The organism is Streptomyces sp. NPDC026575 (genome assembly GCF_055567415.1).
This window is the reverse complement of record NZ_JBVHQM010000009.1, coordinates 245,061-259,960: the sequence shown is the minus strand read 5'-3', so window position 1 is coordinate 259,960 and position 14,900 is coordinate 245,061. Positions and strand designations below refer to the sequence as shown.

The following is a 14,900-nucleotide window of genomic DNA, read 5'->3' as shown; positions in this document are numbered from 1 at the left end:
GATCATGGTTCCAGGGCCCCGATCGTGAGGAGACCTTTGATCATCGTCAGACAGGTGCGCAGTTCGACGCTGAGCCGGTCACCGCGTTGATCGAGCGCTTCCACCTCGTTCAGCGCCATCCATCGGCCGGCCGGCTGCTCCTCGACGGCATCGGCGAGCAGTCCCAACTGGTAGGTGGCGATGGCGCCGCGGAACCGGCCGCCTTCCTCGGTGTGCACCGCGGAATGGATCTCACGGCAGCGGACCAGAGCCGACGACTCCTCGATCATCGATCTGCGCCGGGACTCCGTTGTGTGGTCGGCGATATCGCCCCGCTGGAACCGCGCCTCAAGACTGGGTCCGCGGACGGATCCGATCCGGACCCGTTCCGCGACAAGCAGCTCCGGTCCGTCGGGGCCCGGCCGGATCAGCAGCGTGCACTGGCCCATGCCGGCCGGTGCCAGCAGCGGCTGGTCCCAGGACGCGACCTCACGGCCCTGCCCTTCGACGCGGCAGCCCACGACGGAGAAGAAGCGACGCTGTCGGTGCTCGATGCTTTCCGCCATTTGCCAGTGCGACAGCTGGTCCAGAGGCACGAGTTCGGGGTTCGAGCCCGCCGGTTCCGGACCGCCTTCCCCGTCCTGGCGCGGTCCGCACCTTGCCTGACCGAGGCCGAGGACGTCCGGCGATGTGGCGCCTTCCAGCGGCCACATCGACAGGACCGACCGCAGATCCATATTGAGCAGACGACTTTCCAGTGCCGCCGCCAGGAGAACCGGTATCGGCACCCAACGGCTTTCCGGGACGGTCCGCGCGATATCGACGGCTTCAGCTGTGTCGAGCAGGATGATGCGGTTGCGGTTGACCTTTCCGAGAAACCATGACTCCTGTTCGCGCTGCACGGCATCGGCAATCGTGCACGCCTCCTCCGACAGTGCGATCTCGGCTGCGGGCACCCGCGTTCCACCGTGCGCGGCCTCGTAGTTGCTACGGGTGGCCTGCACGGTCGGCGCGACTTCGATGCCGTCAGGAGTGCCCGGCTCGAATTTGAAGGTGATCAGGCCGTGGAACTCACCGTCGAATCGCGTGACGAACAGGCACAGCATTCCGACTTCGCGCTGCTCGATGAGCGGCTGTTCCAGGGGTTGATTCGGATCCGACAGATCTCTTGCACCGACAATCCGGAAGAAGCGACCCGTCTCGTGGGTCAATTCCCCGTCCTCGTTCAGGGACCAGGAGCGTAAGTCGGCCAGCGGCACGGGGAGCACGCGTGCGGTGAGCGAATGACGCCGGCGAAGACACTCCGAGCGCAGCTCCCGAACGCTGTCGATCACCTGCATGCTGGATCTACTGATGTCATGTGTGACCCCCGTTGCATACGCGTTCATGTCACGCATCCGCATAACCGGTCGCAGACGTAGTCGACTTCGTCGAGGCTGATCAGCGGATGGATGGGAAGGCAGATGATGTCGCGGGCGAAGCGTTCCGCCACCGGTGTGGGTCGGGTCGCATCGAGCGGAAATTCGCCGAGCGGTCTGAAGTAGATCTCGGACTCGATTCCGGCGGCGTCGAGTTCCTTCCGCACACGTTCCCGGTCCCGGACCAGGACCGGCACGGCGAAGCCCCCGGAACGGTCGGAGTCGTGGGGTTCGCGCACGAGCTCCACCGGTGCGCCGGCCAGCCGTTCGCGGTAGCGGCGCACGATCGACCTGCGCTTCTGCAGCTTCTCCGGCAGGCCCTCCAGCTGGGCGAGGCCGACCGCCGCCGCGATATCGCCCATGTTGTACTTGAAGCCGAGTTCGGGGATGTCGTAAGGGTTCGACCAGGAGCGGGCGCCCATGTCGATCCCGAGTCTGCGCAGCCGCTTGGCCCGCTCGGCGGAGGCCGCATCAGGGAAGGTGACGCATCCGCCTTCGCCGATGGCGAGGGCTTTCGTCGCGTGGAAGGAATAGGCTTGAATATGTGGTGACTCGCTCATCGGACGCCCCTGCCACATCGCACCGATGGCGTGGGCGCAGTCCTCGATGACCGTCACTCCATGTTTCTTGGATATCTCGTTCAGGCCCGCTATGTCACACGGGATCCCCGAGTAGTGCACGGCGATGACGGCGCTGACATCCGACTCGGCGTCCAGGATTTCCCGCACCGAATCCAGGTCGATGTTGCCCGTCGCGCGTTCGATGTCGGCGAGAATCACCCGGCACTGATGCTGGAGGGCCACCGCCGCCGTCGACACGAAGGTATTGGCGGGCACGATCACGGCGCTGCCCTTGGGTACGTCTGCCACTACCAGCGCAAGATGAAGGGCCGCGGTGCCGGAGTTCACGGCGACCGGGTGCTTGCCAACTAAATCTGAGCGTGCTAACTCTTGTTCGAACTGCTTCGTTACGGGCCCGAGCCCGATCCAGCCGGATTCCAGAACCTCCCGGAGACGTTCCAGCGAGGACGGATCCACTTGTGGTCGGTACATTCTGATTTCGCTTTTCGGCGGGACAGACTGCATCCTCACGCACCCCCTTCACCACTCGCGTGGCGATACCCGGTGAAAACTCAAGTACCTGCGCGCATACCTAGACACCCATCGGCGAAATTCCCCCTAGAGCCGTCTCGGATCGGCGACTTGATCACACTCTATATCGCCTGTGATAAAACGTAAAGCTTTGGCATGGACTTGCTAACGAGAGCCTTGTGACCTGCGTCGACCGTCCTCGTGGAGCCCGCGCGCAGCCCGCGGCGCACCCTCGTACGCACACCGGCCCGACGTGCCGGCTCGGGGGCCGCGGCGGCAGGGCGAACCGACGGTTGCGGGGCTGCCGACCGTCGACCGCCAGGGGCGCCGTCGCGGAAGTGAAGGCCCGGTCAGCCGAGTGAGGCCGCACCTGTTCATATCCCCCTACTCATGGGGAACTTGGGGACCTGACCACGGCCGCATAGGGCGGGCGGACGGACCGGCCTCTCCCGCGCGGCCCGCCTGCCCCCTCCCGAGGGCGCGGCCCGCTTCCCTCTCCGCAGGGCGCGGGCCCGCTCCCTCGGTCTCGCCCTACAGCGTCTCGCCGGGAATCGACAGATACGTCTCGCCGAGACGGTGCAACACCGGGTGCCCGGCGGCGAGTCCGGTCTCGTCGATCGCCGCCAGGGCGCGGACGCCGAAGCTCGTATTCGTCGCGAACGCGGCCGCCATGCCCTTGGCCTGCTCCAAGGTGAGAGTGGCGACCCGGTGCTCGGCGCGCTCCCGGAGCAGCGCCATGGTGACGCCGGGCAGCACGTCGGCCCGCGGCCACACCACCGCGCCGTCCCGGTCGACGAAGCCCACGTTCCAGGTGCTGCCCTCGCTCACGCACCCGTCGCGGCCGACGAACAGCACGTCTCCGTATCCGGCGAGCTGCGCCGTGCGGCGGGCGTGCAGGGCGCCGAGGAGCCCGACGTGTTTGACGTGCGGAAGGTCGCGTTCGTAGGTGACGCTCATGGCGCGCAGCGGCGCGGGGGGCATCGCGCCGGCCGCGCGCACCGACACCAGAACGTGCGGATCGTCGGCGTCCGCCAGGTGTCCCAGGTCCACGCTCGGGTCGTAGACCGTGACCCGGACGACGCAGGGCAGGTCCCGCCCGTCCAGGCCCTGGCGGACGAACGCGCGGACGCGCTCGGTGTCCAGATCGGCGCCGAAGAGCGTCTTGCAGTCCCGGGCGAGGCGTTCCATATGGAGTGACAGTCCGCGGACGGTGCCGTCGGCGTCGACGCGCATCGAGGTGAAGTGACCCAGGTTGATCAGGGCCAGGGGAAGCAGGTCGTCGGCGGATACGGGCTTTCCATCGAGTGTCGCCATGCCGCCCAGCATGTCAGCAAGGCCCTCGCTCGCCTCGGGCCCTCAGCCTCCGGGCCGGGACACCCTGCCCACGGTGGCGACCAGGGTGCGCAGGACGGCCGTGCCGGCGAGCACGACCGAGGTGACCGGCCGTCCCACCCATCGCGTCAGATCGCCTTGGAGGTCGGGCTCGACCTCAAGGGTCACCCGGAAGTATCTGTTCTGCACCGTGGTGACCTTGGCGGAGGACCGGGGTGCGGAGACGTCCTCCCCGCGCTGCAATGCCGCGCGGTAGTTGTCCTTGCGCTGGCTCATACCTCATCCTGACGCTTGATCAGTTCCTCCGCGAAGTCCATGTACGCCGCCCCCTTGGCCTGGACGGCGTTCCCGAAGGACTGGGCGTACAGGTCGAGCCGCGCGATCTGGGTGTCCAGCACTTCGAAACCCCGCTCGGTGAGTGCCTCGCGAGCGTCGGCATCGGGCCCGGTGCGCGTGGCGTCGGGGCGGTTGGTGCGATTGAGCAGGACCGCCGTGCGGGCCGGCTCGGCACGCAGGGACTGCACGTCCGCCATCTCACCGAGGATGGGTGCCATCCGGTCCAGTTCGATGGGGGCGGGGGTCACGGGCACGATCCACTCGCCCGCGTACCTCATGATGCTGCGGGCGATGCGGGGATGATCCTCCAGCTGAGGCGCATCGAGCACGACGGCCTGCCGGTTGCCGAGGAAGTCGTTCACACGACGGTGGACGTCCCCCACCGGCAGCGCGATCACCGGAAACGGAAAGCCACCGGCCAGCTCGCTCCAGCGCAGCGCGGAAGCGGCCGGGTCGCCGTCGACGAGCAGCGGCGACAGGCCCGACTCATGAAGGGCATGGGCCAGCCACACGGCACTCGTCGTCTTCCCGACGCCGGGTTTGAGGTTCACAAATGCACAGCTCAACACCACAAGAGCTGACAATAACGGTGTAAATCTGCCAGTTTCGGTCGCCGTGGCGGCGTGGCTGCGTGGTTCACCCGTAAGCAGTGAGAAACGACGGACGCCCGGAGGGCCGGCTCAGCGCCGAAGGGAGCGCCCGCCCCCGCGCCTCGGTCTCGTACACGGCGATGCCGCCCCGGAGGGCTCACCGCACCGGGCCGCTCCACCCGACGCTTTCGTCGTCCTGTGCGGTCAGCCATGTGCGTCGGTCTGCGGCCCGGGCGAACTCCACCTCCGTATCGAGCCGGGTGGCCGCGTTCGGGGGGAGGGCGAAGCGCTGGGTGATGACCTTCTTCATGCCGGGAAGCAGCAGGGTGCGGCCCAGTCCGCCGGAGTGCTCGTCGCCCTCGAAGAGGGCTCGGGCCTGGCGTCCGTCGGCGTCCTTCGCCCCGATGCCGTAGAACTCGTCCAGATCCAGCACACTGGTGGATCCATTGCGGATCGTGATCTGCACGGACACGATCCGCTTGCCCTGCGTGTCGGCGTCCTGCCGTCGCTGTTGCTCCTTGCCGAGGGGGTACGGCCTGGGGGCCGAGGCCGTCACCTGTACCCCGTCCCCGAAGCACCGCGTGGTGTCGTATCCCAACGGTCCGCTACCGGCCGCCGCGGAGGCCGACGTGCCGGTCTTTGCCCCTGGTGAGGCGGGTAATTGCTGCGGGGCGGCACAGGAGACCTGGTGGAAGGCGTTGGTGGTGACCATCGCGCCGTTGAGGAACCATGCGGTGGCCAAGGCACCCAGAACCGCCCCGGTCACGGCCGCGGCCCGGTTGTCGGTGCCGGCCCGCTTCGCCCTACGGGCGCCAAGGGCACCCAGGACCACCGCGATGACGGTGAGAGCCCCCGCCGCCCAGAACAATGCCGGGATGACGGACCCGGCGATCAGGCCGAGGACGCCAAGAACAGCGAGGACGAGAGCTGCGGTTCCCAGAGCGTTGCGGGGCGACCTCACTCCGCGTCCGGGCACCCAGGGCGGCTCCGGCACCGCCGGGCCTTCGCGACCGGAGGGGGCAGGGCGGCCGGTCGCATGCCCCCGGGCACACGCCGGGCGGCTACGGCCCATCGGAGGGCGCGGGCCGCCGCTGCCGCCGCTGTAGCCGCTTGGCCGCTGTCGCTGCTGCCGCTCCGACGTTTTCGCGGGCACCGTGTCCTCGCGTCGCACCGAGCTCCAAGACGTCGTCCGGCGGCGGGCGATCAGAGACGTCGGCCGACGAGCTGCCCATAGCGCGTGTACGGACGTGGATCCACGGATCCACCAGGCCGGGTGACGCTCCTGCCTTCGCGCCATAAGACGGGAATCCCCGGAGCCCGGTTCATTGGGCGCACCATTTCCACCGCCGCGGCGGTCGCTTCCGCACCCGACCGCCGGACCAGCCCGGCCCAGGCCCCCGGATGCACTTGCCTTGCCTGCCGTGCCTCGCCCATCCGACCGACCGCACGGGCCCCAGTAGGGGGCTGATTACCGGTGTCTTACAGGGGCGCCGTGCGGATACCCGAGCGGGCGGCGCGCGTGTTGGCTGGTTGCATGACGGGGCGGCCGTTCGCAGCCACCCGCCCGTTCCCTTTTCAGGAGGTCTTGGTGTCCCGCATGTCCCGCCGTACGGTCGTGCCCGTTCTTCTGGTGCTGGTGGTCGCCGCCGGCATCGGCCTCTATCTCTTCCAACCCTGGAAGGCGTTCACCGACACCGCAGTGAACGAGGCCCTGCCGGCCGCCTCCGCGCCCGCGAACGGCCCGGCGATGAAGGACACAAGGGCGAAGGACCTCGCCAAGGGCAGCTTCGTCACCCATGAGCACGACACCAGCGGCACGGCCCGTACCGTCCGGCTCGCGGACGGCGGCAAGGTGCTGCGCTTGGAGAACCTCATGACCAGCGAAGGGCCGGATGTCCGGGTCTACCTTTCGCCCAGGGACGCCGGCGCGGTGAAGGCCGGGCTCGGGGACGGAGCCGTCCAGCTCGGGAAGCTCAAGGGCAACCTGGGCGACCAGAACTACGCCGTCCCGGCCGGTACCGATCTGTCCAAGTTCCGCAGCGCCGTGATCTGGTGCGAGCGGTTCTCGGTCTCCTTCGGCGCCGCCGACCTCGCCCCGGTGAAGGGCTGACCGTTTGCCCCGCGGCCCAGGCGGCAGCGCGGCTGACCGCGCCCCCGTCCCCTGCGCCTGTCCCTGTCCCTGTCCCCTGCCTAGGAGCACCAGAAGAGGAAGCAGGTCCGCGACCGTGTCGGGCGTGGTGCGGGCGTCGGTTTCGTCCCCGCGTCCGTGGGTGACGGCTTGGGCCGAGACGGCTCCTTGGCAGGGGGGCGGGTGGCGGCGGGCGGTGCCGTGGTCGCGGATGCGGGAACCGCAGAGTGGGAGCCCGCGACGTCCGATGCCGATGCCGACGGCTTCGCGGCGTGCGACGGACGAGCCTGCTCTCCCGCGGTCCGGCTCGGTGCGGGCTGCGCGGTGGCGGACGCGTCGACGGGCGTGGGCGACGCCTGCGACTCCTTGTGCTCTCCGTGTGTCGGGCCAGTGGGCAGCAGTTCCACCGACAGACCTGTCGCGACGACGCCGACCAGTACGACCCCACCCGCCACGCCGAGGGCCAGCTTGGTCTTGCCGCCCTTGCGGCGTCGCGCCCGGCGCGGCCCCTTGCCACGGCGGCGCGTCGCCGACATCCGGTGGGAGGCATACGCCTCGTCGCCGTCACCGGGACCCGCACCCGCATCCACACCCGCACCAACGCCGCCGGCCAGGCCGGTTCCGTTGCGCTCGCCGCCCCGTTCGGTTCCGTTGGGCCCGCCGCCCTTTTCGGGACGGGGCCCTGTCCCGTACGACTCCAGGGGCGCGTATGCCTGCGTCTGCTCGTAGGCGTACGGGGCCTCAACGCCCGCGTCGTATCCGGGCGCTCCCGTGTGCTCGTAGACCGGCGGCTCGGGCACCAGCGGGACGCCGCTCCGGTAGAGGGGGTGCGGCCGTGACGGGGGGTGCCCGGTGGACACGCCACCGCGGGCACAGCCACACGTAGGGCACGCCTCCACCCCATCGAGATAGCTCCCGCATCCCACGCAGTAGTCCATGCGGTTGTCCGTTTCCTCAGGTCGCCGCCCCTGCCCCCAGATGGCGGCACCCTACTGGCGCGGCGATATCCGGCCCACCCCACCCCGTCGCCGAGCCCGAGGTATACCGATGCGCCCCTGGTGCGGCACTACGCCCTGCCGACCCCCGGCTTGCCCGGTTGGTCGACGGGCCGCGGCGCGGGCCGCCGAGTCCCCGAAGACCGCCCGCAAGGCCGAGGCCGACGCCGACCACGCGGCGTCCAACGCCGCGACCTCCGCCGCCGCCGACGCCGCGGTCTCCGCACAACTGGCGAGGAGTCAAAACCTTGTGTACGTGGTCGCAGGCCCTGTGGCGCCGAGCCGGCGGCACCACGGGGTTCGCTTTCCACTCCCCTCGCAGGCCGCACCGGGCCGGCGCCCCGCCGCAGGCACTGACTGGACCTACCACGACATCAATCACCGTCACGCGAAGAAGCTCAACCGCACCCGCCGATCCGGATTGTCCACGTTCGTATCGACCAGGCAGACCGACTGCCAGGTCCCGAGGGCCAGTTCTCCACCGATGACGGGCAGGGTGGCGTGCGGGGGTACGAGGGCGGGGAGGACGTGGTCGCGGCCGTGGCCGGGGGTTCCGTGTTCGTGGTGCCAGCGGTCGTCTGCCGGGAGGAGGTCGCGGAGGGCGGCCAGCAGGTCCTCGTCGCTGCCGGCGCCGGTTTCCACCAGGGCGACACCCGTTGTGGCGTGGGGGGTGAAGACGTTCAGCAGGCCGTCGCGGCCCTGGGCCACGTCCCGGAGGAAGGTCGCGCACTCGCGGGTCAGGTCGTGGACGGTCTCGCGGGAGCCGGTCCGGACGTCGATCTCTCGTGTCGTGAAGGTCTCAGCCATGGAGGGACCTTCTCAGAGGGGGCGCGGTTTTCGAGCGGCGGCTCGGCCGGGTGGGACCTGATGGGGGCCGGGGACCGCAGTCGGGGGTGTACCCAGGTACACCCCTGGTCGGTAGGCAGGTCCAATGGCGATGGCCCCGTGGTGCGGGATCGTCGGTGGCATGCGAATGACACCTGTGGACATCAGGGCGATGGTCTCGTTCCTCGCCGTGACGTTTCTGGCCGCCGGCGTGCTGGGTGCGGTCCAGCCCTCGACGGGGATACCCGTCGAGGTGATCCAGCTGACGCAGTTCGGTCCCGCCCTCGGGGTGGGGGTCGCCGCGGTGCTGTGGCCGGGGCGCGTACGGGCCCTGCTCACGGGCGGTCTGCCGGGCCGCCGCGGCCGTGGGGTGCTGCTGATCGTGACGGCGCCGCTGATCATCGTGGCGAGTGCCGGTGCGTACGCGGCCTTCAGCGGGGAGGTGCGGTTAACGCGTCCGGATGCTCCGTTCGCGCTGATCGCCTCGGCACAGCTGATCGGCGCGTGCGGGGAGGAGATCGGGTGGCGCTGCTTCCTGCAGCCGCTGCTGCGCAGGCGCTTTCGGCCCCTGGCGGCCTCGGTCGTGGTCGGCGTGGTGTGGGGCGTCTGGCATGTCCAGGTCTTCGCGCAACACCCCGTGTACGCGGGGGCGTTCCTGGTGGCGGCGGTGTCCATGTCGGTGGTGATGGGGTGGGCCCTCGAAGGAGCGCGGGCTTCCCGGCTGCTGTTCGCGGGGGGCTTCCACGCCCTGGTCAACCTCGGCATGCTGCTGTTCATGGACGAGGAGTCCGGCGCGGTGCTCCCCATGGTGCTGTTCGGCGTCTCGTGTCTGATGGCAGCCGTCGTGTGGACGTGGCTGAGCGCAGGGCGGGGGTGGGCGAGGACTGCGGCACCGGCTAAGCTCACCGCGATCATGGAAGATGTTCGATAAACCGCGCGAGGGCGTCACCCGCACCTGTGCCGCCGTCGGCCGGTGCCAGTTGGCGAGTCTGCATGCCCTCGCGGCGTCGGCGGCCGGGGCGTTGGTGGTGCTGGCGTTGTTGGTGTTGCCGGTGGGTGTCGGATTCCGGCTGCTGCCTCCTGCCGCGCGGGCCCTGCGCGCGCTGTCCGACCGGTCCCGTTCGCGCATCGCCCGCTGGACGGACGTCCGTGTCGACGCACCCGAGCCGTTGCCCGCCGATCCTGGTGCGAATGCCCGCAAGAGGTCGGGGGCGATCCTCGCCGATGAGGGGTTCTGGCGCGATCTCCGGTGGGCGTGGCTGGAGCCGGTGGCCGGCGGGCTGCTGGTGGCCGTGCCCCTCGCCCTGGTCGAGTACGGGGCGTTCGGCGCGCTGGTGCAGCCCTTCGTCTGGCGGCTGATCGACGACGGCAACTGGTATGCGTTCGTCCCGGTGCACACCACCGCGACCATGCTCGCCGCGCTGCTCCTGGGGTTGGCCTTCATGGCCGGCGGCCTGCTCACCGCCCCCGCCGTGCTCCGTCTGCACGCCCGGGTGAGCCGGCCGCTGCTGTCGGCGCCGCGCAGCACACAGCTCACCCGGCGGATCGAGCGGCTCACCGACACCCGCGGCCGGGCCCTGGACACCCTGGCCGCCGAACTGCGACGCGTCGAACGGGATCTGCACGACGGCGCGCAGGCCCGGCTGGTCACCCTGGGGATGACCCTGGACCGGGCCGCCCGCCTGCTGGAGAAGGACCCGGCGGCGGCCCGCGAACTCCTGCTGGAGGTCCGCGGCACATCCGAGCGGGCCCTGCAGGACCTGCGCGACCTGGTCCACGGCATCCACCCCCCGGTCCTCGCCGACCGGGGCCTGGGCGACGCGGTCCGGTCGCTGGCGCTCGACAGCTTCCTCGACGTCCATGTCGCGGCGCGACTGCCGGGGCGGCACCCGGCTCCCGTGGAGTCCGCGGCCTACTTCGCGGTCAGCGAGGCACTGGCGAACGCGGCGAAGCACTCCGGAGCCCGCGAGGTCCATATCGCCCTGACGCACGAGGACGACCTGCTGCGCGTCATCGTCACCGACGACGGCCACGGCGGCGCCGACCTCTCCCGGGGCACCGGGCTGGCCGGTGTGCGGCAGCGGTTGGATACCTTCGATGGCACTCTCGCCCTGCACAGCCCGCAGGGCGGACCGACCACCGTGACGATGGAGATCCCGTGCGCGTTGTCCTCGCCGAAGACCTCTTCCTGCTGAGGGACGGGCTGACCCGCACGCTCCAGGAGCACGGCTGCGAGGTCGTGGCGGTGGACAACGGCCCGTCCCTGCTGCGCGCGCTGCTCGACGAGGAGGTCCCGGCGCCGGATATCGCGGTGGTGGACGTGCGGCTGCCGCCGACCTTCACCGACGAGGGTCTGCAGGTGGCCCTGGAGGCCCGCCGCCGGCGCCCCGGTCTGCCCGTCCTCGTCCTCTCCCAGTACGTCGAGCAGCTCTACGCCAACGAGTTGCTGGCCGGGGGCGAGGGAGCCGTCGGATACCTGCTCAAGGACCGGGTCACCCGCACCGAGCAGTTCGTCGACGCGGTCCGGTCCGTCGCCGCCGGCGGCACGGTGATGGACCCGCAGGTCATCTCCCGTCTGCTGGCGCGCGGCGACGCCCGCGGCACGATCGGGAGCCTGACGCCACGTGAGCGCGATGTCCTGGAACTGATGGCGGAGGGCAGGTCGAACGCCGCGATCGCGAGTGCTCTGCACATCAGCGAGAGCACCGTCGCCAAGCACACCGCCGGTATCTTCACCAAGCTGCGGATCAGCCCGTCGACGGACGACCATCGCAGGGTGCTGGCCGTTCTGGCCTATCTCAAGAGCTGAGCGGGATCGCGCGCCGGCGGGGTATTCGAGCGCATACGGGATATTCGAGGGCAGAGCAGTACCTGGATACCGGGAAACCCCGACGCGGCTGGCCTTTCCCGCAATACCGCAGCCATGCTCCGGCAACAAAGGTCCAGCTGTCGAGACGACGTTTGACCCGTCTCGGATGGCACCGCTACGTTCGGCGACATGTCTACTTCAGCCCTGCTCACCACGCGCGGTCATATCGACCTGGTGCGGGTGGCGTCCGCCGCGTGTCGCCGCGGCGCGTGCTGATGCTCCGGCGCTGATGCCGCGGCTGCGGGCCTGCTCCGTTTGGCCTGCTCCCCTTTGCGCGCTGTCGAGTTGGCGCAGGGGTTTTCTGATGCGCTGAAGTGCGCCGGGCCGGATGTGCCTGGCGTCGTGCCGGCTTCGCTTCGGCCTCGTGCTGGCTTGGCGCCGGCCTTGTGCTGGCTTTGCGTCGGGTGAGCGCTGGGCTTGTGCCGGCCTTGCGCCGAGTTTGTGCCGGCCTTCTGCCGGACTTGTGCTGCGGATCGGCCGGCTCTCTTCTTCTGTTTGCTGTTCTTTTCCTTTCTCCCTGTGCGGAGTTCTGCGGAGCCCTGTGGAGTGCTCATGAGTGTTGATCAGGCTGTCCTCGGGCATGCGCCGGCCGATGTGCCGGAACGCGGGTCCGGGGACGGCGGGCCTGAGCTGGTGCGGGTAGTTCCGACGTCCGGGCGGCGGGTGGCGGTGCCGCGGTGGTTGCGGCGTGCGGTGGGTCCCGTCGCGCTGGTGGCGGGGTGGCAGGTGCTCAGCGCGACCGGGGCGCTGGCGGGCGACATTCTGGCGTCGCCGGGAACCATCGCCGCCACGGCCGGGGACCTGGTCTCGGACGGAACACTGCCGTCGGCGATGCTGGTATCGCTCCAACGGGTCGTCGTCGGACTGCTGTTGGGCGGAGTGGCGGGCGTGGTGCTGGCGCTCGTCTCGGGCCTTTCGCGGCTCGGCGAGGACCTGGTGGACGCGACGGTGCAGATGCTGCGCTCGGTTCCGTGGGTGGGCGTGATTCCACTCTTCATCATCTGGCTGGGTATCGGCGAGGCGCCGAAGATCGCGCTGATTTCGCTGGGTGTGGCCTTTCACCTGTATCTGAATGTCCACGCCGGAATCCGTGGTGTGGATGCGCAGCTGGTCGAGGCGGGGACGTCGCTGGGGCTGAGCCGATGGGGGCTGATCCGGCATGTGGTGCTGCCGGGTGCGTTGCCGGGGGCCATGACCGGGTTGCGCTATTCGCTGGCCACGGCGTGGCTGGCGCTGGTCTTCGGTGAGCAGATCAACGCCGACGACGGCCTGGGCTTTCTGATGAACCAGGCCAGGGAGTTCTTCCGTACCGATGTGATCGTGGTGTGCCTGGTGGTCTACGCGGTTCTCGGGCTCATCGCCGACTTCATCGTCCGTTCTCTCGAAAGGCTGTTGCTGCAATGGCGACCGACATTCACGGGGCAGTGACTCACCGCGGGAAGGAGCGGATATCGGCACCGCAGGCCGCGGATTCCGGGAACGCCGTTTCGGTGGGCGGGCTGGTGCGGTCCTTCGGCGGGCGCGCCGTGATCGACGGTCTGCAACTGACCGTTCGACCGGGCGAGTTCGTGGCGCTGCTGGGCCGGAGCGGCTGCGGCAAGTCGACGCTGCTGCGGGTGCTGGCCGGGCTCGACCGGGAGATCGAGGGTGAGGTGCTGGTGCCGCGGCGGAAGGCCGTGGCGTTCCAGGCGCCGCGGCTGATGCCCTGGAAGCGGGTCTGGCGCAATGTGCTGCTGGGGCTTCCCGGACGGGCTCAACGCGACGTTGCGACAAGGGCGTTGGACGAGGTCGGCCTCGGCCACCGTGCGGATGCCTGGCCCAAGACGCTGTCGGGTGGTGAGGCCCAGCGCGCTTCGCTGGCCCGTGCGCTGGTGCGCGAACCCGATCTGCTGCTGCTCGACGAGCCGTTCGGGGCGCTAGACGCGCTGACCCGGATCAGGGCGCAGCGGCTGGTCGCCGACCTGTGGCAGGAGCGCGGCTGTGCGGTGCTGCTGGTCACCCATGACGTGGAGGAGGCGCTGCTGCTCGCGGACCGGGCGCTGGTGATGGAGGGCGGCCGGATCGCGTACGAGACGACGGTGGATCTGCCGCGGCCACGCGATATCTCCGATCCGCGCTTCGGCGCACTGCGCGCCCGACTGCTCGACCGGCTGGGAGTGAACGGTGCGTAAGGGCTGTCCCGTTATCCCTGGCGGGACAGCCCTTAGGCGGCGTTCGTACCCCACCCCCACCCCCCCCACTCGGCCATCCGGCCGGGACCATCGCCCCACCCTCGAAACGGACATCTGTCATGAGAACGCGCTATATCACCCCAGCCGCTCTACTGCTCCCGTTCGCCCTTCTGCTGGCCGGCTGCGGTGGTGCGTCGCGCGCCGCCGGGGCCGGCGGGGGAACCGGCAGCGGTAGCGACGGGAAGGGGCCGCTGACGCTCGACGTCGGTGACCAGAAGGGGGGTTCGGAGGCGCTGCTGCGGGCCGCCGGGGAGCTGGACGATCTGCCGTACAAGATCAACTGGTCGACGTTCACCTCGGGGCCGCCGCTGCTGGAGGCGATCAACGCGGGGGCCGTCGACGTGGGTGCGGTCGGCAACACCCCGCCCGTGTTCGCCGCCGCGGCGAAGTCGAAGATCAAGGTGATCGCCGGGGCGCACAGCCGGTCCGACGGCGAGGCGATCCTGGTGAAGAAGGACTCCCCGCTCAGGCGGCCGGCGCAGCTCAAGGGCAAGTCGATCGCGGTGACGCAGGGCAGCTCGGCGAACTACCAGCTCGTCGCCTCGCTGAAGAAGGCGGGGCTGTCCCCCCAGGACGTCCGGCTCAACTACCTTCAGCCCGCCGATGCGCTGGCCGCGTTCACCCGGGGGAAGGTGGACGCCTGGGCGGTCTGGGACCCGTATACCTCGCAGGCGCTGGACCAGGCCGATGCGCGGGTGCTGACCACGGGGCAGGGCGTCGTCAACGGTCTGAGCTTCCAGGTCGCCGCGCCGTCCGCGCTGGACGACAGGAAGAAGGCCGCGGCGCTCAAGGACTACACCGACCGGCTGCGGCGGGCGCAGAACTGGGTGTTCAAGCACCCCGCGGTCTGGGCGAGGGCCTGGGCCAAGGAGACCGGGCTGCCGGAGGAGGTGGCGCTGGACGCGGTCAAGCGCACCCGGGGAACGGCGGTCACGGTCGCCGTGGACAAGGCGGCGATCGACTCCGAGCAGCACATCGTCGACACGTTCGCGGCGCTGAAGCTGATCCCCCGCTCCTACCACTTCGGGGCGTTCGTCGACCCCCGCTTCAACGGTGATCTGCCGCCGTCGACCACGGCGCCGCGGACCTACGGAAAGGCCGAGTGA

General features: G+C 70.0%; 16 protein-coding genes. 8 read left to right on the top strand and 8 right to left on the bottom strand.

The genetic code is table 11. The features are described 5' to 3' along the window. Positions 1-2: 2 nt before the first annotated feature. The 6 genes from ACZ4NB_RS15355 to ACZ4NB_RS15330 all read right to left on the bottom strand — a co-directional run bounded on the left by ACZ4NB_RS15355 (position 3) and on the right by ACZ4NB_RS15330 (position 5,707). Positions 3-1,319, bottom strand: coding sequence for an NDP-hexose 2,3-dehydratase family protein (locus ACZ4NB_RS15355; RefSeq protein WP_467661652.1), 1,317 nt, complete (start codon positions 1,317-1,319; stop codon positions 3-5). A 44-nt stretch (positions 1,320-1,363) separates the two neighbouring features. Then, on the bottom strand, positions 1,364-2,434 hold the full coding sequence (locus tag ACZ4NB_RS15350; RefSeq protein WP_467661650.1) for a DegT/DnrJ/EryC1/StrS family aminotransferase: 1,071 nt from the start codon (positions 2,432-2,434) through the stop codon (positions 1,364-1,366). A gap of 585 nt (positions 2,435-3,019) precedes the next feature. Further along, complete coding sequence (locus tag ACZ4NB_RS15345) at positions 3,020-3,802, bottom strand: aminotransferase class IV family protein (RefSeq protein ID WP_467661648.1); 783 nt, start codon at positions 3,800-3,802, stop codon at positions 3,020-3,022. 42 nt (positions 3,803-3,844) lie between these two features. Next, positions 3,845-4,096: a hypothetical protein gene (locus ACZ4NB_RS15340; protein WP_467661646.1), complete on the bottom strand. Its 252-nt coding sequence runs from the start codon at positions 4,094-4,096 to the stop codon at positions 3,845-3,847. After that, on the bottom strand, positions 4,093-4,707 hold the full coding sequence (locus ACZ4NB_RS15335; RefSeq protein WP_467661644.1) for a nucleotide-binding protein: 615 nt from the start codon (positions 4,705-4,707) through the stop codon (positions 4,093-4,095). Before ACZ4NB_RS15335 ends, ACZ4NB_RS15340 begins: the two co-directional genes overlap by 4 nt. 196 nt (positions 4,708-4,903) lie before the next feature. Continuing rightward, on the bottom strand, positions 4,904-5,707 hold the full coding sequence (locus ACZ4NB_RS15330; RefSeq protein WP_467661642.1) for a DUF4190 domain-containing protein: 804 nt from the start codon (positions 5,705-5,707) through the stop codon (positions 4,904-4,906). A 636-nt stretch (positions 5,708-6,343) separates the two neighbouring features. Between ACZ4NB_RS15330 and ACZ4NB_RS15325 the strand changes: the two genes are divergently transcribed. Next, the gene (locus ACZ4NB_RS15325) at positions 6,344-6,856 is read left to right on the top strand and encodes a DM13 domain-containing protein (protein WP_467661726.1); all 513 of its coding nucleotides are present in this window, start codon (positions 6,344-6,346) and stop codon (positions 6,854-6,856) included. A gap of 80 nt (positions 6,857-6,936) precedes the next feature. Here the strand turns inward: ACZ4NB_RS15325 and ACZ4NB_RS15320 are convergent, their stop codons facing one another. Both ACZ4NB_RS15320 and ACZ4NB_RS15315 read right to left on the bottom strand, forming a co-directional pair. Further along, positions 6,937-7,734: a hypothetical protein gene (locus ACZ4NB_RS15320; RefSeq protein ID WP_467661640.1), complete on the bottom strand. Its 798-nt coding sequence runs from the start codon at positions 7,732-7,734 to the stop codon at positions 6,937-6,939. Between the two features lie 519 nt (positions 7,735-8,253). After that, positions 8,254-8,676 (bottom strand): secondary thiamine-phosphate synthase enzyme YjbQ, encoded by a 423-nt coding sequence (locus tag ACZ4NB_RS15315; protein WP_467661638.1) that lies wholly within the window; start codon positions 8,674-8,676, stop codon positions 8,254-8,256. Between the two features lie 160 nt (positions 8,677-8,836). Here ACZ4NB_RS15315 and ACZ4NB_RS15310 point away from each other — a divergent pair, with 160 nt between their 5' ends. From ACZ4NB_RS15310 to ACZ4NB_RS15280, 7 genes are all read left to right on the top strand, one after another. Then, entirely contained in the window at positions 8,837-9,625 is a 789-nt protein-coding gene (locus ACZ4NB_RS15310) for a CPBP family glutamic-type intramembrane protease (RefSeq protein WP_467661636.1), read from the top strand. Continuing rightward, positions 9,615-10,889, top strand: coding sequence for a sensor histidine kinase (locus ACZ4NB_RS15305; protein ID WP_467661633.1), 1,275 nt, complete (start codon positions 9,615-9,617; stop codon positions 10,887-10,889). The genes ACZ4NB_RS15310 and ACZ4NB_RS15305 overlap by 11 nt, the downstream gene beginning before the upstream one ends. Further along, complete coding sequence (locus tag ACZ4NB_RS15300; RefSeq protein WP_467661630.1) at positions 10,853-11,503, top strand: LuxR C-terminal-related transcriptional regulator; 651 nt, start codon at positions 10,853-10,855, stop codon at positions 11,501-11,503. Before ACZ4NB_RS15305 ends, ACZ4NB_RS15300 begins: the two co-directional genes overlap by 37 nt. A gap of 189 nt (positions 11,504-11,692) precedes the next feature. Beyond that, positions 11,693-11,779, top strand: a complete 87-nt coding sequence (locus ACZ4NB_RS15295; protein WP_362912427.1) for a putative leader peptide — start codon at positions 11,693-11,695, stop codon at positions 11,777-11,779. Positions 11,780-12,115: 336 nt separating this feature from the next. Beyond that, entirely contained in the window at positions 12,116-12,991 is an 876-nt protein-coding gene (locus tag ACZ4NB_RS15290; protein WP_467661628.1) for an ABC transporter permease, read from the top strand. Next, positions 12,964-13,734 carry an ABC transporter ATP-binding protein gene (locus tag ACZ4NB_RS15285; protein ID WP_467661626.1) on the top strand — a complete coding sequence of 257 codons (771 nt, stop codon included), beginning with the start codon at positions 12,964-12,966 and terminating at the stop codon, positions 13,732-13,734. Before ACZ4NB_RS15290 ends, ACZ4NB_RS15285 begins: the two co-directional genes overlap by 28 nt. Before the next feature lie 119 nt (positions 13,735-13,853). Beyond that, complete coding sequence (locus ACZ4NB_RS15280) at positions 13,854-14,900, top strand: ABC transporter substrate-binding protein (RefSeq protein WP_467661624.1); 1,047 nt, start codon at positions 13,854-13,856, stop codon at positions 14,898-14,900.